16 protein-coding genes, 2 tRNA genes and 3 rRNA genes are annotated in these 24,055 nt (G+C 56.4%); 6 read left to right on the top strand and 15 right to left on the bottom strand.

Annotation, left to right across the window (positions count from 1 at the left end; all coding sequences use genetic code 11):
- The 3 genes from KT71_RS06035 to KT71_RS06025 form a co-directional block, all read right to left on the bottom strand.
- Positions 1–1,848: a magnesium chelatase subunit D gene (locus KT71_RS06035; RefSeq protein WP_008296340.1), complete on the bottom strand. Its 1,848-nt coding sequence runs from the start codon at positions 1,846–1,848 to the stop codon at positions 1–3.
- Positions 1,845–2,864, bottom strand: a complete 1,020-nt coding sequence (gene bchI, locus KT71_RS06030; RefSeq protein WP_008296341.1) for a magnesium chelatase ATPase subunit I — start codon at positions 2,862–2,864, stop codon at positions 1,845–1,847. The genes KT71_RS06035 and bchI overlap by 4 nt, the downstream gene beginning before the upstream one ends.
- A 131-nt stretch (positions 2,865–2,995) precedes the next feature.
- The gene (locus KT71_RS06025; protein ID WP_023660410.1) at positions 2,996–3,868 is read right to left on the bottom strand and encodes an alpha/beta fold hydrolase; all 873 of its coding nucleotides are present in this window, start codon (positions 3,866–3,868) and stop codon (positions 2,996–2,998) included.
- A 117-nt stretch (positions 3,869–3,985) separates the two neighbouring features.
- On the opposite strand from KT71_RS06025, the gene bchE reads away from it, so the two are divergent.
- Together bchE and bchJ are read left to right on the top strand one after the other, a co-directional pair.
- Positions 3,986–5,677, top strand: coding sequence for a magnesium-protoporphyrin IX monomethyl ester anaerobic oxidative cyclase (bchE, locus tag KT71_RS06020; protein WP_008296343.1), 1,692 nt, complete (start codon positions 3,986–3,988; stop codon positions 5,675–5,677).
- On the top strand, positions 5,677–6,282 hold the full coding sequence (bchJ, locus tag KT71_RS06015) for a bacteriochlorophyll 4-vinyl reductase (RefSeq protein ID WP_008296344.1): 606 nt from the start codon (positions 5,677–5,679) through the stop codon (positions 6,280–6,282). The genes bchE and bchJ overlap by 1 nt, the downstream gene beginning before the upstream one ends.
- Positions 6,283–6,284: 2 nt before the next feature.
- On the opposite strand, the gene KT71_RS06010 is transcribed toward bchJ, so the two are convergent.
- On the bottom strand, positions 6,285–6,665 hold the full coding sequence (locus KT71_RS06010; protein ID WP_008296345.1) for a rhodanese-like domain-containing protein: 381 nt from the start codon (positions 6,663–6,665) through the stop codon (positions 6,285–6,287).
- A 105-nt stretch (positions 6,666–6,770) separates the two neighbouring features.
- Here KT71_RS06010 and sfsA point away from each other — a divergent pair, with 105 nt between their 5' ends.
- Positions 6,771–7,580: a DNA/RNA nuclease SfsA gene (gene sfsA / locus KT71_RS06005; RefSeq protein ID WP_008296347.1), complete on the top strand. Its 810-nt coding sequence runs from the start codon at positions 6,771–6,773 to the stop codon at positions 7,578–7,580.
- Positions 7,581–7,587: 7 nt separating this feature from the next.
- Here the strand turns inward: sfsA and KT71_RS06000 are convergent, their stop codons facing one another.
- Both KT71_RS06000 and KT71_RS05995 read right to left on the bottom strand, forming a co-directional pair.
- On the bottom strand, positions 7,588–8,730 hold the full coding sequence (locus tag KT71_RS06000; protein ID WP_008296348.1) for an HDOD domain-containing protein: 1,143 nt from the start codon (positions 8,728–8,730) through the stop codon (positions 7,588–7,590).
- A 103-nt stretch (positions 8,731–8,833) separates the two neighbouring features.
- A complete protein-coding gene (locus KT71_RS05995; RefSeq protein WP_008296349.1) occupies positions 8,834–9,448 on the bottom strand; it encodes a glutathione S-transferase family protein in 615 nt (204 codons plus the stop codon).
- Between the two features lie 841 nt (positions 9,449–10,289).
- On the opposite strand from KT71_RS05995, the gene KT71_RS05990 reads away from it, so the two are divergent.
- Complete coding sequence (locus KT71_RS05990) at positions 10,290–11,162, top strand: prolyl hydroxylase family protein (protein ID WP_008296350.1); 873 nt, start codon at positions 10,290–10,292, stop codon at positions 11,160–11,162.
- Between the two features lie 151 nt (positions 11,163–11,313).
- Here KT71_RS05990 and rrf read toward each other — a convergent pair.
- The 7 genes from rrf to ilvY form a co-directional block, all read right to left on the bottom strand.
- Positions 11,314–11,429, bottom strand: a 5S ribosomal RNA gene (gene rrf / locus KT71_RS05985).
- 234 nt (positions 11,430–11,663) lie between these two features.
- Positions 11,664–14,569: ribosomal RNA gene (locus KT71_RS05980) — 23S ribosomal RNA — on the bottom strand.
- Positions 14,570–15,118: 549 nt separating this feature from the next.
- Positions 15,119–15,194 (bottom strand) — tRNA-Ala (locus KT71_RS05975).
- A gap of 26 nt (positions 15,195–15,220) precedes the next feature.
- Positions 15,221–15,297, bottom strand: a tRNA-Ile gene (locus KT71_RS05970).
- A gap of 72 nt (positions 15,298–15,369) precedes the next feature.
- Positions 15,370–16,903 (bottom strand): 16S ribosomal RNA (locus tag KT71_RS05965).
- The 16S, 23S and 5S rRNA genes sit together here with 2 tRNA genes alongside, the layout of an rRNA operon.
- Positions 16,904–17,267: 364 nt before the next feature.
- Positions 17,268–18,209 carry a CDP-diacylglycerol--serine O-phosphatidyltransferase gene (gene pssA / locus KT71_RS05960; RefSeq protein WP_008296352.1) on the bottom strand — a complete coding sequence of 314 codons (942 nt, stop codon included), beginning with the start codon at positions 18,207–18,209 and terminating at the stop codon, positions 17,268–17,270.
- Between the two features lie 12 nt (positions 18,210–18,221).
- Positions 18,222–19,148: an HTH-type transcriptional activator IlvY gene (ilvY, locus tag KT71_RS05955; protein ID WP_008296353.1), complete on the bottom strand. Its 927-nt coding sequence runs from the start codon at positions 19,146–19,148 to the stop codon at positions 18,222–18,224.
- A 100-nt stretch (positions 19,149–19,248) separates the two neighbouring features.
- Here ilvY and ilvC point away from each other — a divergent pair, with 100 nt between their 5' ends.
- Positions 19,249–20,721, top strand: a complete 1,473-nt coding sequence (gene ilvC, locus KT71_RS05950; RefSeq protein WP_008296354.1) for a ketol-acid reductoisomerase — start codon at positions 19,249–19,251, stop codon at positions 20,719–20,721.
- 33 nt (positions 20,722–20,754) lie between these two features.
- On the opposite strand, the gene ilvN is transcribed toward ilvC, so the two are convergent.
- A complete protein-coding gene (ilvN, locus tag KT71_RS05945) occupies positions 20,755–21,246 on the bottom strand; it encodes an acetolactate synthase small subunit (protein ID WP_008296355.1) in 492 nt (163 codons plus the stop codon).
- Between the two features lies 1 nt (position 21,247).
- Positions 21,248–22,987, bottom strand: a complete 1,740-nt coding sequence (locus KT71_RS05940) for an acetolactate synthase 3 large subunit (protein ID WP_008296357.1) — start codon at positions 22,985–22,987, stop codon at positions 21,248–21,250.
- Positions 22,988–23,546: 559 nt separating this feature from the next.
- Between KT71_RS05940 and KT71_RS05935 the strand changes: the two genes are divergently transcribed.
- Positions 23,547–24,035, top strand: a complete 489-nt coding sequence (locus KT71_RS05935) for a DUF4124 domain-containing protein (protein ID WP_040362194.1) — start codon at positions 23,547–23,549, stop codon at positions 24,033–24,035.
- The last annotated feature ends 20 nt before the right edge of the window (positions 24,036–24,055 follow it).

The raw sequence follows: 24,055 nt of genomic DNA, 5'->3' as shown, positions 1-24,055 counted from the left end.
CTAACTCACGACCTGGCGAACAACGGACTGCAACTGCCGGGCATCGGCATTGGGCAGGGGAAGATACAGCGCGCCCAGATTTTCCGCCAGCTCCGCCGCGGAGCGGTGCGGCCGTGGCGAGGTATCAATCACCATACCTGCCGCCGCACTACTCAATCGCAGGTTCTGCGCCGCCAACAGAGCATCGGCAAGGGCGGGCTCCCGCCCCGTGCTGCCGTCGCGACAGACGTTGCCCCGACCGTCCGTCAGCATCACATAGGCGGGCGTTGCCCCGCGGCGATCGAGCATTTCCAACAGCTCAGCGGTGGCATCAATGCCCGCCGCCAGGGGCGTTCCACCGCCGCCCGGCAAGGCCGAGAGACTGCGCTTTGCGCGCACCAGCGACCGCGTGGGCGGCAACAGCAACTCTGCGCTGTCGCCTCGAAACGCAATAAGCGCTACTTCGTCACGCCGCACGTAGCAGTCAGCGAGGAGGAGCTCGACGGCACCCTTCGCCTCAGCAAGACGGTAGAGCGCCGAAGACCCCGATGCATCAACGACAAATACCGTGACACTCTGCGATCGCTGACGAAAGCGCACAATACGAAAATCTTCGGCTTGCACCCGCAAGCGAGCGCCGCCCGTCGCCGGACCCCGCAAGCGCTGCCAGGGCGCGGCGGTGCGCAGGGTCGCCATGACATCCAGTCGCGCTCCGCTGCGGGGATCACCGGGGAGACTGCCCATGGGACGTCCGCGCATCTTCGCGCGCTGCCGGGCTCCGGACTTCCCGCTTGCCGCATTGCGTCGTGCGCCCATGGACCCACTGAGTAACTTCGCAAGCAAATCGGGCGGCAGCATTGCCTGCGCTGCCTCCAGGAGACGATCATCGGTCAGAGGGTCCGGATCAGTATTAGGTTGCTCGGCATCCGGCGCCTTGTCGTCCTCAGACTCCCTCTGCGCATCGGACGGTGGCGGACTGTCAGGTGCATCGGGCGTTTCATTGTCCGGGGGCTGCGAATCGTCGGCGCTGTCGTCCGGACTTTCTTCGACATCATCCTCGGCATCCTGCTCATCGCCCCCAGGGAGCCGCGTTGCCAGAGGTAGCAACACCAGTCGCACGACCTGCTCTAGCTGCTCATCGGATACGCTCTCCTCCCTCGCCAGAGCCGTGAGCACCCGCGCTGTTCTCGCCGCCAGCAATGCCGCCCTCGGAGAATCGATACCCAAGGCCAGGGTCGCCTGACAAATACTCTGCAGCGCCTGATCCCCCAGCTCCACCTCCGCAAGGGCTTCCCGGGCACCCTGAATATCCTCCCTTGACCAGGGAAACTCATCGATGGCTCCGACGGGCAAAGGCGTAAGATCGATCTGCAATGCCAGACGCTCGATCAAGTTGGCTGCCAGGGCCTCGTCATCGACACCTTCATCGAGGGCTATAACTGCGAGACGACAATCGTGCTGGGCCGCAATACCCTCACGCTCCAGACGTAGCACCGGCTCATCCAGAAGCGCCGCCAGGGGCGCCACCACGGAGGTCGGCGCCCGCTCCGCCATACTGAGGAGGACGACGCCATCACTGCTTTCCACCAAAAGACCGCGCCCGGCAACGGGAGAGCCTTTACGCAGCGTCGCCGCCAAATCGAGACCACCCAGAAGACGGGACTCACTGCAGTGCAGGGGTATCTTTCGCCACGGCGTGGCGTCGGGCAGCAGTGCCTGGCACTGTTCCAACCAGAAGTCCCGTACGGGACCGGGGCGCCCTTTCAGTCGGACCCCCCCCAGGCTATGACCTCCCACCGCCAGGCAGGCTGCAGCCCACGCCGCATCATTCCAGCGCGCAAGCTGTTCATCGCTTGCTGCGATGGTCAATCGAAGAGCGCCGACAGGGCCTTGTCGATGCGCGCCGTAGACCCCGATTCATCAAGGGGATCCCGTCGCAGCCGGTGCCGTAGCACTGAGGGTGCCAGCGCTTTCATATCGTCAAGGGTAGCCACATCACGACCCGCCAGCGCCGCCTGAGCCCGCGCCGTTCTTACCAGCGTGAGCTCACCGCGAAGACCGTCGGTACCAAGGGACATGCACAAGGTTGCTGCCGCCTCCAGCACCTCGTCCGCAACCTCAATCGAGTCCAGCGATTCCCGGGCCTTTTGTAACTGCCGGCGAACGCGCCCCTCTTTGCGCTGCTGATGCTTGGTAAAGCCCTCGGGATCCCGCTCAAAGGCATCGCGTTGCCGGACAATTTCTACCCGCGCCGCCACGTCCTGGGGTGTTTTTACCTCCACGGACATGCCGAAACGATCCAGGAGCTGGGGCCGCAGTTCCCCCTCCTCCGGGTTTCCACTGCCCACAAGCACAAAGCGTGCGGGATGACGCACGCTGAGCCCTTCCCGTTCGACGACGTTTTCACCACTGGCAGCAACATCCAGGAGCGAGTCGACGATATGATCCTCAAGGAGATTGACTTCATCGATATAGAGAAATCCGCGGTGCGCCCGGGCCAGCAGCCCCGCTTCGAAGGCTTTCTCGCCATCATGCAGCGCCCGCTCAAGATCCAGGGCACCGATCACCCGATCTTCCGTAGCGCCCAGGGGAAGATCCACCACGGGAATCGGTGACGCCCGGGATTTCAGTTTCTCTGTGCCGGATTCGCAGCGCGCACAGAGCCCCGCGGGCTTTTTATCGGGATCGCAGTTAAAGGGACAACCCTCAACCATGGGGATTTTTGGCATCAAAGCGGCCAATGCCCGGATCGCCGTGGACTTGCCCGTACCTCTATCCCCAAACACAAGGACGCCCCCGATGGAGGGGTCCACCGCCGCCACAAGCAGGGCGGTTTTCATTTCGTCCTGACCAACAATGGCCGTAAACGGGAAGGCTTTCGCCATAGTTCTAACTTCCAGCTAATTCTTGGAAGACATCCGAAAAGATGCCTGTGTAAATCCAAGCTTACACGATCAATTTACAAAATGGGTGTCATTAGCCGATGAGAGCTGCCGTTGCCCGACGGGAAAAACCCTCAGGAGAGCTGACCTAGAAAACTCTCCAATGCCGCCTGGGTTTGCGCCGGCGCCTCAAACTGCGGCAAACCCAGCGTGTCGGGAATCCGGGTCAGCTGCCAGTTGTCATGGTCCCGCGCCACGTCATCCAGATAATCAAAGCTGATATTGGGATCTTTGTCGTAGAGGACCTGAACCGGTAATCGCAGGGGCTCATAGAGATCCCCCACGGCGTCGGGCGCAAAAAACTGTGTCGACAAGAAGTAAAACGGCGCATAAGAGGCTCCAGGCTGCGCCGCACAGGCCCAGGCGTAATCAACCATGTCCTCTGGCGCGCCGCCGGCAAACGCCTTGTCCAAAAAAAATCGAATGCTCGGCTTTGTTCTGAGAACCCGAAAGAGACCTGCACCCAGAAGGGGAAGACGTAACACCCGATGGACGCGCTCGGGCGCTCGCGAGCGTGACTCGCGTCGGCGCATAAAACCCGTCGGTGAAACCAGGGTCAGGCTGCGAAAGAGCTCCGGCGCCTCAAGGGCCGCCCGCGCAGCGAACTCCGATGTCGTGGACAGCGCCAGCACATCCACGGGACCCAGATCCATGGTTTCTACCATGTCGATGATCACGCGGGCATAAAATTCCGGGCTGTAGACCCGATCGCTGCGTTCCGAGCGACCAAAACCCGGCAGATCCGGCGCGTACAGTGGCATGGAGAGCGCCATATCCTCAAAAAACGGCTTCACCTCAAACGCACTCGCCGCTGCGTTCATACTGTGTAGAAGCAGGAGCGGAGGACCACTGCCCGGCCGATGGTAGCAAAGCACCGATGGCGAACTTGGCAACGCCCAAGGTACTTCCTCCGCATCAAAAGCGGCGGGCAATGACTGGCCTTCCATAGCAAACTCCTGTGAATTGCACGAGCTTACGCGTATAAGCAAGCCTTGACATATGTCAAATTTAGTTAACACTTTAGGTGTTACATTTATTGGACACTTTTGCCAGAGTCGAGCGGCATGCGAATACTGTTTGTGCATCCCAATTATCAGTCCGGCGGCGCCGAGATCGCCGGCAGCTGGCCGCCCGCCTGGGTGGCTTACCTGTCCGGCCCTTTGCGCAAGGCGGGCTTTACCGACATCCATTTCATCGATGCCATGACCCACGATCTGGACGATGGAACCATCGCCGCGCGCATTTCAGAGCTGCAGCCCGATCTCGTCGGAGTGACCTCAATTACGCCTTCTATTTACGCGGCGGAACGCATTCTGGAGCTTGCGAAAGAGCATGCACCCCAGGCTCTCAGAGTACTCGGGGGCATTCATGCGACGTTTATGTACAAGCAGGTGCTGAGCGAGGCGCCATGGATAGACCTCATCGTACGCGGTGAGGGTGAAGAGATTCTTTGTGATGTGGTCCGCGCGGCCGCCTGCGGGGACTTTGAAGCCCAGCGCGAATCTATCAAGGGCGTAGCTTTTCGACGCGGCAGCGAAATCGTCGCAACGCCCGCCGCACCCACAATCAAAGATCTGGATTCCATTGAGCCCGACTGGAACATGCTGGAGTGGAGCCACTACACCTACATTCCTTTGGGAACACGCGTAGCGATACCGAATATGGCACGGGGCTGCCCCTTTACCTGCTCCTTTTGCTCCCAATGGAAATTCTGGCGGGATTATCGTGTGCGTGACCCCATCAAGGTGGTCGACGAAATTGAAAAACTCGTCAATGAACACGACGTCGGATTTTTCATTCTTGCGGATGAGGAACCCACGATCAATCGCAAGAAGTTTATCGAATTCTGCGAAGAACTCATCCGAAGGGGGCTGCCGGACCGCATAAAGTGGGGCATCAATACCCGCGTTACGGACATTCTCAGGGATGAAGCGCTCTTGCCGCTCTACCGCCGTGCAGGTCTGGTTCATGTCAGCCTGGGCACCGAGGCGGCGGCACAGATGAAACTCGATCAGTTCAATAAAGAAACGAAGGTCGAAGACAACAAGCGGGCGATTCAGCTTCTGCGGGAAGCGGATATTCTCATTGAGGCGCAGTTTATCGTCGGCCTGGACAACGAAACACCCGAGACCCTGGAAGAGACCTATCAAATGGCCTGGGAGTGGCAGCCCGATCTGGCGAACTGGGCGATGTATACCCCCTGGCCCTTCACGCCGCTATTCCAGGACCTGGGCGATAAGGTCGAAATCTTCGACTTTTCGAAGTACAACTTTGTGACCCCGATCATGAAGCCCGCCGCTATGAGTCGCGGGGAGCTTCTGGATGGCGTCATGCGCAACTATCGTCGCTTTTACAGCAAGAAGGCGTTGTTTCATTATCCCTGGCGCGGCACGGGGTTCCGTCGTCGCTATCTCCTGGGCTGCCTCAAGGCCTTTATGAAGGCAGGCTTTCAAAGGAGCTTCTACGATCTGGGCAAGGCCGGCTACTGGGGCCCGCAAACCAAAGACAAGGTCGACTTCCACTTTGATACGACGCGTAAGATCGCGCCGGCACAACTGGAAGACTGGGAATCCAGTCAGGATCGCGCTGCGCAGGCTCGTGCCCGCAAACAGGCAGCACTGGAAGACTGCGAGGAACAGGTCGTAACAGTCAAAGCCTGTGGAGGCGGAGACCAGCAAATGAACGACTCTTTCGCTGAAGGCTATGTTGATCAAAGCGTCACCCAAGGAAGCGAGAAAATCGAGGAAATGGCCTAGTGAATGCACCGGTGGCAATACCGCCCCCGAATGACGGGCTTGCCCGCATCGGACCCAACAGCGTGTTGCAATTGGTGCCGCTGCTTGACGATATGCTGGGAGAGGACGAGCGTAAGCGACTCATGCTCCTGTCGGGAATGTCGGAGCTTCCGTCGGATGAGGGCATGATGGCGGAGTCACCCGCGGCGGCCCTCCATCAGGCGCTCCGATCGAATCACCCCGGACTGGCCCCTAAACTGACAAACCGCGCTGGGGAGCGCACAGCGGACTACATCATCAGGCATCGAATTCCCACGGCCGCGCTGCGCGTGATGCGCACCCTGCCGCCCTGGCTCTCCGCCCCGCTGCTGGCCAATATCATTGAAAAACACGCCTGGACCTTTGCCGGTTCCGGTCGCTTCCGTGTCCGCTCGCGACACCCCCTGGTATTTACCCTGCACGACAATCCCGTCGTCCGGGGAGAAACATCCTCAGAACCCTTGTGCCACTGGCACAGTGCGGTATTTCAAAGACTGTTTACGTCCATCGTAGATCCCAACCTTCGCTGCGTGGAAACGCAGTGTTGTGCCACTGGCAGCGACAGCTGCGTTTTCGAACTCCGCTGAAGCTAGCCGAAATCAGGTGAACTGGGATGGGCAACCGGTTTACCGGATTCCTTCCACGCATCGAATCCACCATCGATAGACTTCACATGAAGATATCCCATCTCTTCCATGGTTTTAGCCGACAGGGCGGCACGGCCACTGGTTTTGCAGTAGAGCAGATAACGGCGGGAACGGTCCTGGAGGCTCTCATCCGTCGACAGCATAAACTCCAACAAACCCCGGGGAATATTGATAGCACCGCCGATGTGGCCGTCCTGATACTCATTGCCCTCACGAACATCTATAAGCACGTCCGCGGCTAACACCGCTTCCTCCGCGCCCTCCAGGGCCACCTCGGTAATGCCCGCCTTGGCTGCGGCCACCAGATCCTGTGCTGTTTTCATGTGCCTGTACCTCCTGAAAAAGAACGAGGTAATTCTAGCGTTCGAATCAGTAATTGACAGTTACCAGGCGCGAAAAAACCTGGCTTGAGCCCCGCGTCTATTTCAGTGAGTGTTACCCTCATCACCATGTTCATACCGCATGCAAAGCCACTGATCCAAGGCACCTTTCTCGCACGCTACGATCGCTTTATCGCTCGCATCGCCCTTGGTGATAGGGAAGTCGATGCCCACTGCGTTAACACCGGTCGCATGGAGGGACTCATAGTGCCAGGGAGTCGGGCCTGGGTATCGCAGGTGCCTGATGATAGTCCTCGTAAGCTGCGCTACACCCTGGAACTCCTGGAAATCAACGGAGTGATGATCGGCACCAATACCCAGCTACCGAATCGACTGGCAGAGACCGTGGTGCAGGCAAAGCAGGTAAACGGACTGAAGCGCTACCGGAAACTGTCCCGGGAAGTTGCCTATGGGGCACGTTCGCGCATTGACCTGTTGCTGGAGGGCGCGAACAGCCGCCATTGGGTCGAGGTAAAGAACTGCCATCTGGTATACCCCGATGGCGGCGCCTATTTCCCTGACTCCGTGAGTAAGCGGGCCACGGGTCACCTCGAGGAACTCATTCAGAAGGTAGAAGTCGGCGACAAAGCGACGGTGTTATTTGTCATCCAGAGGCTCGACGGCGTCGTTGTTCGCCCCAGCAGTGTCCACGACCCCGCTTTCGCAGAGGCGGCACGGCAGGCCTATGCCCGGGGAGTGCGCTTTACCGGTCTACATTTCGACGTAAGCACTCGCGGCTTCACCTATCTCGGGACCCTGCCTGTGGACTTCAGGCCCTACAACGAAGAATCCGTCAGAGGCTATCGTGACGCCCTCGCCAGCACGTCGGGATGGCAGCGCCGCGGCAAACCGCGATGAAGAGTGGCTAGGCGTTCAGCGTTGCCAGGACGCGATTCGCTTTGCGTCGGAAAGCCGGCTCCTCCAGGAGGGCCGGCACGCGCCCCAGCCCGGACGCCTTGAGTTGCTCCTCGAGATAGAAGAGTCCCGGTTCCTCGGAATCCGCGATGGGAAGTTCTGCGATATCAGCGAGACCACGATAGGTCACCCGGTCGCCTATGCGTCCCGCCAAATACAGCAGTACGTTTTCCTGACGCTCGGCACCGCTCATGGGGTGTTCTGAGGCCGGGGTGACAAGGGGAATAAAGCCGGACTCAATGGCATTGGCGATATCATCGGGGAGATGCCAGTGCCGCGCCAACCCCGCTCCTACGATGGCGGTGTTCGCCGAGCAGGCCTTTTGTTGAGCGCTTACGCGGTCCACGATGCTAACACCGTCGCTGTAGACCGCCGGCAGTCCCTCAACGCTGGTAACGAGGGCCACATCGCCGAGGTTGAAGAAAAGCGCCTTCGTGGCGAGTACCGAGGGACGTTCCACACCAAGCTCCTGTCCAAGCATCTGCGCCATGGCACTTGCCGTGCATGCGGACTTCCAAATCCGTCCCAAAGCTGCCTGCTGCTCAGGACTACCCTCATCAAGCTGCTCTGCCACGGCCGCCTGCGCCACCAGTCCCTTCACAACACTGACCCCAAGATAGGTGATGGCATGCTGAACGCTGGTAATGGGAGACGCCAGGGAAAATGCCGCAGAGTTGACGGTACGAAGTATGCTGGCCGTAAGGCCCGCATCCGAGGCAACGGCCTCCATTAAAGCATCCGGCGTATCCAGGCCACTGGCCAGCTTTCGCTGTACGGGATGAGGCTCGGGCATACGGGTGCAAATGGCATCGATATTCGCCGACACCTCAGGCGTCAGCTCGTCCCGCATAACAAGATGAAAGCCCTCAAGCTCGGCGGGCAGAGGCCGCTGCGCGACTTCAGACCTATCCACGGCCGCCGACTCAAACGCGGGCAGTTCAGCTGATTCCGCGCCTTTGGCGCTGGGCTGACTGACAGAGGACGGCTTTTTTGGTGGCTGCGGACGCTTTTTGGTTTTGGACTTTCCCAGAAACAGCCACAGGGTAAGGGCGACCAAAACGATCAAAACCACCCACAGTGCATCAAACTCCATTTCACCTATCCTTTTAGTTTGGAACCCTACCGCTCAATGGTGAGCTGCTTTTGTCTAAGACTGCGTTAAAAGAGCTATTACCGTGACACGCTGGTCGCGCCACTTACGAATCACCAGCGAGCGCTGCATCGTCCAGCACCGAGGCTCTTTGGTAAGCGCTACGCTCCGTCAAACGATCGCGATAAGCACACAATAGCGGGTGCTCCTGAAGGCTTTTGAACTGCAAGCCAAACATCACTTCCGAACCGAAATACACGTCAGCGGCGGTAAACCGCTCCCCGCAGATGAAGGGATTATCAGCCAGGGCGAACAGAAGGGTTTGATAGGTCAGATCGAAGGAGCCATAACCGAGCATTCCGGATTGCTGTTCATCGGGCTCCACACCGAGGGAACGGTTGCTGGTGGCGGCCTCCACAGGGCCCGCGGCGAAGTACATCCATCGATGATACGCCGCTCTTTCCGAGTCCCTGGGCGCTAGGTCTGCGACGGGAAATGCATCAGCCAGATAGGCACATATTGCCCCCGTCTCCGTGACGACAGCATCTCCGTGCACAAGTGTGGGCACCTTACCCATGGGGTTGATGGCAAGGTAACTCGGAGATTTCATAGCGTCACCATAGTCCAGAACGATGGTGTCGTAGGGCTCTCCAACTTCCTCAAGCATCCAGCGGACGATGCGCCCTCGGGACATGGGGTTGGTGTAAAAAACCAGACTCATAGCTCGCCTTCTTTTGTTTGCAAAAGCACATTCCCAGAGTCCCAGAATACCACCAGATGATGCGCCGGTATCCATTAGTCGCAAGGTTTGCGCCGTTTGGCTGAGGCAAAGCAGCTTCCTGCACTATCGGGTTGCACGCTTTTCATGGCGCGCCAGCTCATAGCGCAAAAACAGCTAAGCCGCTTGATCGAAACACCGTCCGAAACTGCAAATACCGACCGGGTGCGGCTTGCATGCCCCTGAAAAATAGGTGTTTTTCAAAGAGCCCCTGGACTTGGAGCACAATTTGCTAGGTACTTAGCGAGGCGCACTCACCGAGGATGAGTGCGCTTGACGCCGCCTTACACCAATAAGCACACCAAGGTATCCCGATCGGCTCTGTGACGCCGGTCTTCATTGCTTATTGGAGCAACACTATGTCGCGCGCACGATCATTAAAGCTTCCTCGAAACCTCATAAAGCTAGCTCTATTATTGTCAGCTGCTTTGATATCAGGCTGCGCAGGCCTCAAACCCCCGTGCCTGCAATATGAGACCCGAAGCATCCAGAAAACCATCATGCTCAGAGGTCAAGGGTCGATCAATGTCATGTCCGAAAGCCTGGTATGCACATCCCGGGAGGAGCTGTACTCGCTTAGGGAATAGGTCGACCCTGTTGCACTGTGCACACAAACGACTCCGGACTCCTTCGGATAACAATGGCAGATCAAGCAAGCTTCTCTGTTTATGTACGGCTGTGGCGGCGGCGCTCCGGGGCGATCTTGTTGACCCCCAGATGAGCGCTGCATAGACTCCTTTGCAGAAAGTCGGCAAAAGGTCGGCTGCTTTGATAGAGGCTTTTTATGGCGATCAGTGACGAGTGGGTACACTGGACCCGCTCCAATCTGAAGGACGGCGCAACGGTTGCTGAGACCCGAGTGGCTCTCGAGGCTCAAGGTTTTGCGGCGAAAGACATCAAGTATGCTTTAAAAAAAGCGGCCTCGAGAAAAAGCTATCAGCAGGAAGTCAGCGCACGAACTGCAAGCAAGGGCGTGAAAAGGCATCGACAGGCGAACGTTGACTACGCAGCGCTGGCAGCTCCGAAGCTTATCCGCAGTACCCCTAACGGGCGGGTAACCACCCTATGTGACGACGAGCTGCAGCTGTTTGCTATTGAAAACTTTCTTAGTACTCAGCAATGCAACACCCTGGTTGAGGCTATTAGAGCAAACGCCCATCCATCGAAGGTTGATGGGTATGAGCAGCAGTCTGACTTCAGATCCAGTCGTACCTGCAGTCTCAGAGTACATGAGCACCCTTTCGTAGCGGACATCAATAAGAGCATTGCAAATACTCTGGGGCTCAATCACCGCTGGGGAGAAGTGACTCAGGGCCAATGGTATGAGCCAGGGCAGCAGTACAAAGCGCATCCGGATTACTTTGTGCCCGGTACGCCAGAATATGACCAGTTTGCCCTCGCCGACGGTCAGCGAACCTGGACCTTCATGATTTATCTCAACAAACCGGAACAAGGGGGCGGGACGCATTTCAGCAAAATCGACAGAACTGTCATGCCCGAGGCAGGGATGGCGATATGCTGGAACAATCTCCTCCCCAGTGGCGAACCCAACCCCAGCACTGTGCACGCGGGACTTCCCGTGGAGGCTGGATCGAAGTTCATTATTACCAAGTGGTTTCGCGACCGTGGAACCGGGTCACCCTTTATCGACCAGTAGCAAGCTGTCTCGCTACGATCTGTCGTGATACTCACTCTTGGGTGTTCACGGTTGTTTCGTTTTTCTTAGCGGTTTTTTGTAAAAGAGAATCACCGCTTCCTAAAAAGCAAAAACCCCCGCAGCAAAGCTACAGGGGTTTTTCCTTTTTGGCGCCTGGCGATGACCTACTCTCACATGGGGAAGCCCCACACTACCATCGGCGATGCATCGTTTCACTGCTGAGTTCGGGATGGGGTCAGGTGGTTCCAATGCTCTATGGTCGCCAGGCAAACTGGCATGATTGTTTGGGGTCTTACCAGCGGTTGGCTGTGCCTTACTCAATCAAATTAGGTCGGTAGTTCAAGCTGAGGTCCGGGTGTTCATTCCGGATTTTCTTTGTCTTGCTTTGTCTTGCTTTGTCTTACCTAAGCGTGTTGCTACACACTCTGACTCAATCACAACATCCGCAGTCTTCTTTCTGTTGCTCGCGATCGCTCGCTTGCAGCAAATAACTTGGATTATATGGTCAAGCCTCACGGGCAATTAGTACTGGTTAGCTCAACGCCTCACAACGCTTCCACACCCAGCCTATCAACGTAGTAGTCTTCTACGGCCCTTCAGGACCCTCAAGGGGTCAGGGAGAACTTATCTTGGGAGGGGCTTCCCGCTTAGATGCTTTCAGCGGTTATCCCTTCCGAACGTAGCTACCCGGCAATGCGTCTGGCGACACAACCGGAACACCAGGGGTTCGTCCACTCCGGTCCTCTCGTACTAGGAGCAGCTTCCCTCAATTCTCCAACGCCCACGGCAGATAGGGACCGAACTGTCTCACGACGTTCTAAACCCAGCTCGCGTACCACTTTAAATGGCGAACAGCCATACCCTTGGGACCGGCTTCAGCCCCAGGATGTGATGAGCCGACATCGAGGTGCCAAACACCGCCGTCGATGTGAACTCTTGGGCGGTATCAGCCTGTTATCCCCGGAGTACCTTTTATCCGTTGAGCGATGGCCCTTCCATTCAGAACCACCGGATCACTAAGACCTACTTTCGTACCTGCTCGACTTGTCAGTCTCGCAGTCAAGCGCGCTTGTGCCTTTACACTAACCTCATGATTTCCGACCATGATTAGCGCACCTTCGTGCTCCTCCGTTACGCTTTGGGAGGAGACCGCCCCAGTCAAACTACCCACCACACACTGTCCTCGATCCCGATCAGGGACCTGAGTTAGAACCTCAACATTACCAGGCTGGTATTTCAAGGACGGCTCCACAATGGCTAGCGCCACTGCTTCAAAGCCTCCCAGCTATCCTACACAAATAAGGTCAAAGTCCCGTGTGAAGCTATAGTAAAGGTTCACGGGGGTCTTTCCGTCTAGCCGCGGGTACACTGCATCTTAACAGCGATTTCAATTTCACTGAGTCTCGGGTGGAGACAGTTTGGCCATCGTTACGCCATTCGTGCAGGTCGGAACTTACCCGACAAGGAATTTCGCTACCTTAGGACCGTTATAGTTACGGCCGCCGTTTACCGGGGCTTCAATCAAGAGCTTCTCCGAAGATAACCCCATCATTTAACCTTCCGGCACCGGGCAGGCGTCACACCCTATACGTCCACTTTCGTGTTTGCAGAGTGCTATGTTTTTAATAAACAGTCGCAGCCAACTGGTCACTTCGACTGCCGTCAGCTTAGGGAGCAAGTCCCATCACCAACAGCAGCGTACCTTCTCCCGAAGTTACGGTACCATTTTGCCTAGTTCCTTCACCCGAGTTCTCTCAAGCGCCTGGGTATTCTCTACCTGATCACCTGTGTCGGTTTACAGTACGGTTCCTTCATATCTGAAGCTTAGAGGCTTTTCCTGGAAGCATGGCATCGACCACTTCGCTTGTCGCTCTCGCTCGAAGCTCGTCATCAGCTCTCGGCCTTAAGATCCCGGATTTACCTAAGATCTCAGCCTACAACCTTAAACGCGGACAACCATCGCCGCGCTGGCCTAGCCTTCTCCGTCCCCCCATCGCAATATGAAGAAGTGCAGGAATATTAACCTGCTTCCCATCGACTACGCATCTCTGCCTCGCCTTAGGGGCCGACTCACCCTGTCCCGATTAGCGTTGGACAGGAAACCTTGATCTTCCGGCGGGGAGGTTTTTCACCCCCCTTATCGTTACTCATGTCAGCATTCGCACTTCTGATACCTCCAGCAAACCTCCCGGTTCACCTTCAACGGCTTACAGAACGCTCCTCTACCATGCATGCAAGCATGCATCCGCAGCTTCGGTTACCAGTTTAGCCCCGTTACATCTTCCGCGCAGGCCGACTCGACTAGTGAGCTATTACGCTTTCTTTAAAGGGTGGCTGCTTCTAAGCCAACCTCCTAGCTGTCTAAGCCTTCCCACATCGTTTCCCACTTAACTGGTATTGGGGACCTTAGCTGGCGGTCTGGGTTGTTGCCCTCTCGACAACGGACGTTAGCACCCGCTGTCTGTCTGCCGTGATTGTACTCCTGGGTATTCGGAGTTTGCATGGGGTTGGTAAGTCGGGATGACCCCCTAGCCCAAACAGTGCTCTACCCCCCAGGGTAAGACACGACGCTCTACCTAAATAGATTTCGAGGAGAACCAGCTATCTCCGGGCTTGATTAGCCTTTCACTCCGATCCACAGCTCATCCCCTCATTTTTCAACATAAGTGGGTTCGGCCCTCCAGTTAGTGTTACCCAACCTTCAGCCTGGCCATGGATAGATCGCCCGGTTTCGGGTCTATTGCCTGCAACTAAACGCCCTATTAAGACTCGGTTTCCCTACGCCTCCCCTATACGGTTAAGCTTGCTACAGACAATAAGTCGCTGACCCATTATACAAAAGGTACGCAGTCACAGAACAAGTCTGCTCCCACTGCTTGTACGCACACGGTTTCAGGATCTATTTCACTCCCCTCTCCGGGGTTCTTTTCGCCTTTCCCTCACGGTACTGGTTCACTATCGGTCAGTCAGGAGTATTTAGCCTTGGAGGATGGTCCCCCCGTCTTCAGTCAAGATATCACGTGTCCCGACCTACTTATCGCATGCTCAGTACCACCTACAGATTTTCGTGTACGGGGCTATCACCCTCTATCGCCGGACTTTCCAGACCGTTCCACTAATCCACAAGCTATTACATGCAGGCTCTTCCCCGGTCGCTCGCCGCTACTGGGGGAATCTCAATTGATTTCTTTTCCTACGGGTACTTAGATGTTTCAGTTCCCCGCGTTCGCCTCTATTACCTATGTATTCAGTAATAGATACCCAACTTACATTGGGTGGGTTTCCCCATTCGGACATTCCCGGATCAAAGGTTGGTTGCTACCTCCCCGAGACTTTTCGCAAGCTCCAACGTCCTTCATCGCCTCTGACTGCCAAGGCATCCACCGTGTGCGCTTAGTCACTTGACCATATAATCCAAATCATCTGCGATGACTTCGATTTAGTCCATCGGTAGCGTTCCAGACGCTACTCGATGCACCCCCCATCCCTGGGGGGCGAAGACTCCCGTCCACGCCCTTAAGCAACTGCTTACGTGGCCGGGTTTAGTAAAGATCGTTTAAGACAAACAAGCGGTTAACTCATCTGTCCGACTCCGATCCGCCGGATGTTGTGACGCTTAAGTCACAGTATGTTTTGCAACATATTTTACAACTCGTCGTGATAACGGGGAATTGAATACCCGTTACCACTGAACAATTTATCTAAGAACTGTCTGACTCACACTCAAACGCCTAAGCGTCTTTCCTGTGCTTCAGCTCAGCTCAAAGACTCAGCTTGATCTACCTTGTTAAAGAACATCTGGTGTCGCTTGGACAAACCAGAACCGGTTATAAAAACCAGAGGCAGGCACAGCACGCTGTAACTGCCTCTGATTTCGTTAATGCCATGTTTTTCTATCTATCTATCTATCTGTCTATCTATCTATCTATCTTCTTAATCCCAGGACGCGCTAAGAATGGTGGAGCTACGCGGGATCGAACCGCGGACCTCCTGAATGCAAATCAGGCGCTCTCCCATCTGAGCTATAGCCCCTCGTCCTGCGACACGCCCGAGCTAAGTGGTAGGCCTGGGCAGATTTGAACTGCCGACCTCACCCTTATCAGGGGTGCGCTCTAACCAACTGAGCTACAGGCCTGCTGTTACTTATGGCATTAACCGATTAGATGAAGACAAAAGTGTGAGCACTCGTCAGGTAGTGCTTATCGTTTAAGGAGGTGATCCAGCCCCAGGTTCCCCTAGGGCTACCTTGTTACGACTTCACCCCAGTCATGAATCACTCCGTGGTGATCGCCCTCCCGAAGGTTAGGCTAACCACTTCTGGAGCAACCCACTCCCATGGTGTGACGGGCGGTGTGTACAAGGCCCGGGAACGTATTCACCGTGACATTCTGATTCACGATTACTAGCGATTCCGACTTCACGGAGTCGAGTTGCAGACTCCGATCCGGACTACGAAACGTTTTGTGGGATTCGCTCCCCCTCGCGGGTTTGCTGCCCTCTGTGCGTTCCATTGTAGCACGTGTGTAGCCCAGGCCGTAAGGGCCATGATGACTTGACGTCGTCCCCACCTTCCTCCGGTTTGTCACCGGCAGTCTCCTTAGAGTTCCCGCCATTACGCGCTGGCAACTAAGGACAAGGGTTGCGCTCGTTACGGGACTTAACCCAACATCTCACGACACGAGCTGACGACAGCCATGCAGCACCTGTCACTAGATTCCCGAAGGCACTCCCGTATCTCTACAGGATTCCTAGGATGTCAAGGCCTGGTAAGGTTCTTCGCGTTGCATCGAATTAAACCACATGCTCCACCGCTTGTGCGGGCCCCCGTCAATTCATTTGAGTTTTAACCTTGCGGCCGTACTCCCCAGGCGGTCTACTTATCGCGTTAACTTCGCCACCAAGAAATCAAGTCTCCCAACGGCTAGTAGACATCGTTTACGGCGTGGACTACCAGGGTATCTAATCCTGTTTGCTCCCCACGCTTTCGCACCTCAGCGTCAGTGTCGAGCCAGGAGGCCGCCTTCGCCACCGGTATTCCTCCACATATCTACGCATTTCACCGCTACACGTGGAATTCTACCTCCCTCTCTCGCACTCCAGTCGGCCAGTATCGGGTGCAATTCCCAGGTTGAGCCCGGGGCTTTCACATCCGACTTAACAGACCGCCTACGCGCGCTTTACGCCCAGTAATTCCGATTAACGCTCGCACCCTCCGTATTACCGCGGCTGCTGGCACGGAGTTAGCCGGTGCTTCTTCTAAAGGTAATGTCACAGCTAGCAGTTATTAACTACTAACCTTTCTTCCCAATTGAAAGTGCTTTACAACCCGAAGGCCTTCTTCACACACGCGGCATGGCTGCGTCAGGCTTTCGCCCATTGCGCAATATTCCCCACTGCTGCCTCCCGTAGGAGTCCGGGCCGTGTCTCAGTCCCGGTGTGGCTGATCATCCTCTCAGACCAGCTATGGATCGTCGCCTTGGTAGGCCTTTACCCCACCAACTAGCTAATCCAACGCAGGCTCCTCCAATAGCGCGAGGTCCGAAGATCCCCCGCTTTCTCCCTTAGGACGTATGCGGTATTAGCTCGAGTTTCCCCGAGTTGTCCCCCACTACTGGATAGATTCCTACGCGTTACTCACCCGTCCGCCGCTCTACTCATACCGAAGTACTTTCGCGCTCGACTTGCATGTGTTAGGCCTGCCGCCAGCGTTCAATCTGAGCCATGATCAAACTCTTCAGTTTAATCTTTAACCTCAATCTCTCGATATGAGGGTTGGTTTTCACAGTTACCCGCGCTCACCAACAAATCTCGGCTCAGACACAATTCGAAATCAAAAATTACTGCGCCACTAAATCTTCGAAAAGATCCAATGACTTTGAATTGATGAGTCACTTGTTGTGTCTGAATAGTCGTTAAACAACTATCCCAACAAGTGCCCACACTTCTGTCTTCATCTGTTTGTTAAACACCCACCAAATCGCTGGGATCTGGTGTTTTCCGACAACCCTCAGGCTGGCGGAGGCGCGCATTATACGCATGCGAGGAAGTCGCACAAGCCTTTTTATTAAAAAAGTTTTGTCGGCGCCGGGAGGGGCTGAAAACCCGCTATTTTTGCCAGCGGCGAAGCTGCTCTACAGGCCCCGACAACGCATAGGCGAGGGATGCAAGGAGCAGGATTTTCGGTGGATCCACCGTCACCAACCCAAACACAAGGACTACCGCCAGGATAGCTACGAAGGGCACCCGTCCATGGAGGTCGAAGCCCTTAAAGCTGTGGTAGGGAACATTAACCACCATCAATATAGCTACGGTCCCGGTTAAAGCTGCCACCAGGACCGCCAGCTCGAGGGGCAGCGCGGCCCCTACCCAACCCTGATCCTGGCAAACCCAGACCGTGCAGGCCATGATGCAGGCCGCCGCGGGACTAGCCAGTCCCATAAAGAAGTTAGGATCACCCACGCCTACCTGAGTATTGAAGCGCGCTAACCGCAAGGCGGCGCAGGCCACATAGACAAAGGCTGCGCTCCAACCCGCTTTACCCAAGTCACCCAGCGCCCAGCTAAACATCACCAGGGCGGGCGCAACACCAAAGGACACCATATCCGCCAGACTGTCGTACTCCGCACCAAACTTACTACTGGTATTTGTCATGCGGGCGACACGACCGTCGAGCCCGTCGAACACCAGAGCGAACAGAATGGCGATGGGCGCAGTTTCGTAATCGCCCCGCATGGCCGCGACCACCGCATAGAAGCCACAGAACAGCGCGCCGGTGGTAAAGAGATTTGGCAGAAGGTATACGCCCCGGCGCTTGACCGTGCGTCCGTTCTCGGAGACTTCCTCTTCGTGATCCTCGATAAGGTTCTCTATGGAACTTGCGGCCTCACCGAGACTGTCCGGCAACAGGCTCGCGGGACCGGTGGTCTCTTTACCTTCATTGCCGTCATTACCGTCATTGACGGGGGCCAGGGGTGCAGCCTCATCGTGACGGTCCTCCTTCGAGGCCGGGACGTCGGCAGTCTCATTCTTTGGGTCTTGATCAGCCACTGGATTTTCCCGTTATTGTCCCTTGATTCTATCAGAAGAGTGTTCCAGTCCCTCAGCCACTTTCCAGAGCCCCTGTATCACGGGATCCGTCAGACGCGGCTGCCGGGCACACAGGCTGATCTCGAACTCCGGCAACTCGTTTCCCAGATCGATGACCCGCAAACTGTTCTCGAGACCGCTTGCCTCCACGACCAGTCGAGGAAGCACCGCGACGCCCAATCCCAGAGATACCATAGCGACAATGGCCTCGTGCCCCGCCACCCGGGCATACACCACGGGTTGTCGAGAAAAACGGCCCCGCAACCATTGATCAATGAGATCTTTACTCACCCCTCGCGCAGGTAACACCCAGGGTAGATCTCCAAGAACAGTCCACAGCTCTTTTTCGCTTCGCCCCTGCAGGGCGTCGCTCAAGGCACAGTCCACGAGAGGCAGACACAGGCACATGGGTGTATTTGCCAGGGGTGCAAAAGCATAGCTCTCACCTTGGCTTTCCGGTCGGGCAATCACGGCGACATCGGAGCTTCCCCGTCGCACCCGCTCGAAACCGTCCGCCTGGTCACCGGTTTGCAACAGAATCTGCACCCGGGGAAACGCCTCACGATAAGCTGCCAGTAATGGCGACAGGAGCCGGTGCGTTGCCGTTACAGAGCAGAAAATCCGCAACTCTCCCTGCAAACGCTCGTCGTCTCCAAGAGATTGTTGCAGGGAACGCCAGTCCGAGAGCATGCGCTCCGCAACGGTCTGCAGCCTGCGGGCGGCACTGGTTGCCGTCATGCCGCGACGGTCTCGGTCAAACAGACGCTCACCCAGCTCCTCCTCCAAACGATGAATGCAACGACTGACCGCAGAGATACTCAGGTGCTGCTCTGACGCCGTTCGGGTGAAGCTGAGACTACTGTTCACCGACAGGAAAATCTGCAGGGATTTGAGATCCATAATTGGCGTTTCACGCAAAACAGTTTTCAGTATATAGCGTTTTACGCAAATTACTTATTCCCTTAAACTTGCGCGCTTTCTCAAAGCAAGGAACCTCCCCATGGGACAGAACTACTTCAACACCCTTCCCCTGCGCCTCCAACTGGAGCAACTGGGTAAATGCCGCTTTATGGATGCCAGCGAGTTCGCCGACGGCGTCGACAAACTCAAAGGCAAGAAATTGGTTATCGTGGGCTGCGGTGCTCAGGGACTCAATCAGGGACTGAATCTCCGCGACAGCGGACTGGATGTCAGCTACGCGTTGCGTGAGTCAGCTATCACCGAGCAGCGCGCTTCCTGGAAGAACGCCACGGACAATGGCTTCACCGTTGGTACTTACGAAGATCTCATTCCCACCGCGGACGTCGTGCTCAACCTAACTCCAGACAAGCAACACAGCGCCGTCGTCTCTGCGGTGATGCCCCTCATGAAGCATGGAGCTTGTCTGTCTTACTCTCACGGTTTCAACATCGTAGAGGAAGGTATGCAGATCCGCGACGACCTGACGGTAATCATGGTGGCTCCCAAGTGCCCGGGCACCGAAGTCCGCGAAGAGTACAAGCGTGGTTTCGGTGTCCCCACATTGATTGCGGTTCACACGGAAAATGATCCCAACGGTGACGGCATGGAAATCGCCAAAGCCTATGCCGTAGGCACCGGTGGACACCGCGCGGGCGTTTTGCAAAGCTCATTCATAGCAGAAGTGAAATCAGACCTCATGGGAGAGCAGACCATACTCTGCGGCATGCTCCAGACCGGTTCCATACTGTGTTTCGACAAGATGGTCGAAAAAGGCATCGATGCCAGCTATGCCTCCAAGCTTATCCAGTACGGCTGGGAGACAGTCACCGAGGGCCTCAAGCACGGCGGCATCACCAACATGATGGACCGTTTGAGCAACCCCGCGAAGCTGCGCGCCTTCTATCTTGCCGAGGAACTCAGGAAGATCATGCGCCCTCTGTACGAAAAGCATCAGGACGACATCATGACGGGCGAGTTCTCACGCACCATGATGGAAGATTGGGCGAACGACGATGCCAACCTTCTCAAATGGCGCGCCGCCACTGCCGAAACCGCCTTTGAAAAATCCGAAAACACAAGTCAGGAGATTGGCGAACAGGAGTTCTACGACCACGGCATCCTCATGGTCGCCATGGTGAAGGCCGGCGTTGAACTCGCTTTCGAAACCATGGTGTCCGCGGGCATCATCGACGAGTCCGCCTACTACGAGTCTCTCCACGAAACGCCGCTGATCGCCAATACCATCGCCCGCAAAAAGCTTTACGAAATGAACGTGGTTATCTCGGATACGGCAGAATACGGCTGCTATCTGTTTGACCATGCTTGCCGACCACTCCTGGCCGACTTTATGAAGGACATTGAGACGGATGTTATCGGCGGCGGTCTGGGTGACGATAACACCGTGGACAATCAGGAACTCATTCGAGTCAACGAAGCGATCCGCTCCCATCCTGTAGAGACCGTAGGGACGATGCTTCGCGGCCACATGACCGCGATGAAGAGCATTCTTTAGCCAGGGTAGATCAACCGTATTAAAGCTGCGGCCCTAGGGCCGCAGTACTTTTTCCCCTCGAGAAATACCCGCAACCCCCGAACGCACCACCTCCAGAATATCTGCTTCCGGAATTGCAGAGACGAAGGAATCGAGCTTGTCCGTGGTGCCCGCCAGCTGGATCGTATAAACCCGCGGACCTACATCCACAATCTGCCCCCGGAATATATCCGTGGTCCGCTTGATCTCCTCGCGCTGCGTGGCGTCCGCCCGCACCTTGATGAGCATCAAATCCCGCTCTACGTGGGCGCCCTCGGTAAGATCTACCAGCTTCACCACATCCACAAGACGATTGAGGTGTTTGGTGATCTGCTCGATGTGACGGTCATCGCCGAAGGTCGTCAGGGTTAAGCGCGACAGGGTCGCATCTTCCGTCGCTGCCACGTTAAGCGTCTCAATGTTGTAGCCCCGCTGCGAAAACAGTCCCACCACCCGCGACAGTGCCCCGGGTTCGTTCTCCATCAATATAGAAATAATGCGCCGCATGTCAGCTCCTCTCGTTCTTGCTAAGCCACATGTCCTTCATGGAGCCATTAGGCGCCACATGCATCGGGTAGACATGTTCCATAGGATCCACATACACATCCAGGAAAACGAGACGATCTTTGAGGGCAAAGGCCTCCGCCATTTTTTCGTCGAGCTCGGCTTTATCCCGCACGGTGATACCCACATGGCCATAGGACTCCGTGAGCTTCATAAAATCGGGGAGCGAATCCTCATAGGTACTCATGGCGTAGCGCCCCTCGTACTGCATATCCTGCCATTGCTTGACCATGCCGAGATAATTGTTGCGAAGATTGATGATCTTCACGGGCGTGTTGTACTGAAGACAGGTAGACAGCTCCTGAATATTCATCTGGATACTCCCCTCGCCGGTGACACAGGCTACGTCCTCCTCGGGAAAAGCCAGCTTGACACCCATGGCCGAGGGAAGACCAAAGCCCATGGTTCCCAGCCCCCCGGAATTGATCCAGCGGCGGGGTTTGTTAAAGCGGTAGTACTGCGCCGCAAACATCTGGTGCTGCCCCACATCGGAGGTTACAAAGGCATCGCCGTTGGTAATGCGATACAGGCTCTGAATAACCTCCTGGGGTTTAATGTACTCGCTCTCTCCAAAGCGCCTGCCGGTCCACAGACCGTGACTGGCCCGCCACTCTTCGATCTGTGACCACCAGGCATCCAGAGACACGGGCTCCGGCTCCGCATCCTCGTTGCCTTGAGCGCTGCGGATCGCCTCCAGCAGATCTGTGAGCACCGCACGCACGGGGCCCACGATAGGAATGTCAGCCGTCACCGTCTTGGAGATGGCCGCGGGATCCACATCAATATGAATGATTTTCGCCCCGGGGCAGAACTTGCTGACGGTGTTGGTCACCCGATCATCAAAGCGCGCGCCTACCGCCAGAATCACGTCTGCATGATGCATTGCCATGTTGGCTTCGTAGAGCCCGTGCATACCCAACATGCCCAGGAACTGGCGATCAGAACCCGGATAGGCACCCAGGCCCATCAGTGTATTGGTTACGGGAAAATTCAGATGCTGCGCAAGCTCCGTGAGGAGCTCGCTGCCCTCGCCGAGGATCACACCGCCCCCGGAGTAGATAACGGGACGCTTGGCTGACAGCAGGAGCTTTGCTGCTTTGCGTATTTGACCGCTGTGCCCGCGCACCGCGGGAGAATAGGAGCGCAGCTTGACGCTTTCGGGATACTCGTAGGGAAAGCGCTCATCGGGGCGGGTAATGTCTTTGGGAATATCGATCACGACCGGACCGGGCCGACCGCTACCGGCTATGTGAAACGCCTTCTTGATGACACCCGGGAGCTGACTGGCGTGACGCACCTGAAAACTGTGCTTTACGATAGGCCGGGAGATGCCGAGCATATCGGTTTCCTGAAAAGCGTCCTCGCCGATGAGATGGCTCTGCACCTGCCCCGAAAGCACCACCATGGGGATGGAGTCCATGTAGGCCGTGGCGATCCCGGTTACCGCATTTGTAGCCCCGGGGCCTGAGGTCACCAGCACCACGCCCGGCTTGCCCGTGGCCCTCGCATAGCCGTCGGCGGCGTGGGTGGCAGCCTGTTCATGACGGACCAGCACATGAGGCACGCTCGCCGCCTTAAACAGGGCGTCGTAGATGTGCAGTACCGCACCACCGGGATACCCGAAAATAAACTCTACGCCCTCGTCTTCCAGGGCCCTTGCGATCATCTCTCCACCGGAGAGCATTTCGACACTCTCTTCAGGCCTGGTGGATACCTCTAACTCTGCGTTCACAATTGTGACTCCCGCTCGCGCCCACGCTTACCCTCGCACACGACAAACAGTTTTTCGCACCCGGTAATGAGCGGGCACACCTGTACCGCCGACACATCCGGTCAACCGCAAAAAACAGAGGGAGAACAAGCACGAAGGAACCCCGTGTCGCTGTCGCCCTGCGCGGTAACGCAGTGTGGACTGCCGTACTTTGCGCAATAGGTCGCAAGGTACCGCCGACGGGACGCAAGAACAGCTATCTCGGATAATCGCACCGAAACAGGGGCCAGAGGCGGAGGGTACTCCGCGTTGCCATTACCGTAATTACGACGACGCAAGTGTGGTCAGGGATCCCTCCGATGTCAACCTGTACACGCGCCTCGACCTACACAATAGAGCCTGGGCTAAGGGCCACAGTAAAAGACGCAAAAGCGCGCACCCAGAGTTCTCAGGTATTCTATTAAATCCAGATTGCACTGATTTGGACGCTGAGTTATGTTCAGCTGGGTCGACTTTTCGCTGGATTTGAGCTGTGAATTTTCATTTAAAACAAAAACCTGCTCGAGCGGTGTTTATGCTGGCAGTGTTGGTGGCGCAAGCCCCGAGCCTTGCTGATAATACCTATTACCAGTGGAAAGACGAGCACGGCAACATCGTCATGAGTGATCGACCTCCGACCACACCGGAACTCAAATACAAAAAGGTGATAACCGGTAAGGAATCTCTGCGTGCCGCACCCACACCGAGAAGCACTTCAAGCGATAAACCCAGTAACCTGAACTCGCCTGCCAACCCTGGCAGGAGCAAACCAAACGAAGTCAGAGCTCCCGAAAGTGAGCGAGACGTAGACCGTGACCCCCAAGCCTGCGCACAAGCGTTACGCGCCCTTGAGGAGTTGGATAATAGACCTCGAGTACGGGTGTATGACGAGCAGGGCGAGCTAAAATACCTGTCTGAAAAAGAAAAGACTGATCTTTATCGTCGCGCCGAACTTACGGTTGAACGCCATTGCGACAGCTAGGCCGGCTCGCCACATTTACT

The sequence above is a fragment of the Congregibacter litoralis KT71 genome, from assembly GCF_000153125.2.
Lineage (GTDB): Bacteria > Pseudomonadota > Gammaproteobacteria > Pseudomonadales > Halieaceae > Congregibacter > Congregibacter litoralis.
This window is presented reverse-complemented; position numbering and strand designations above follow the sequence as displayed.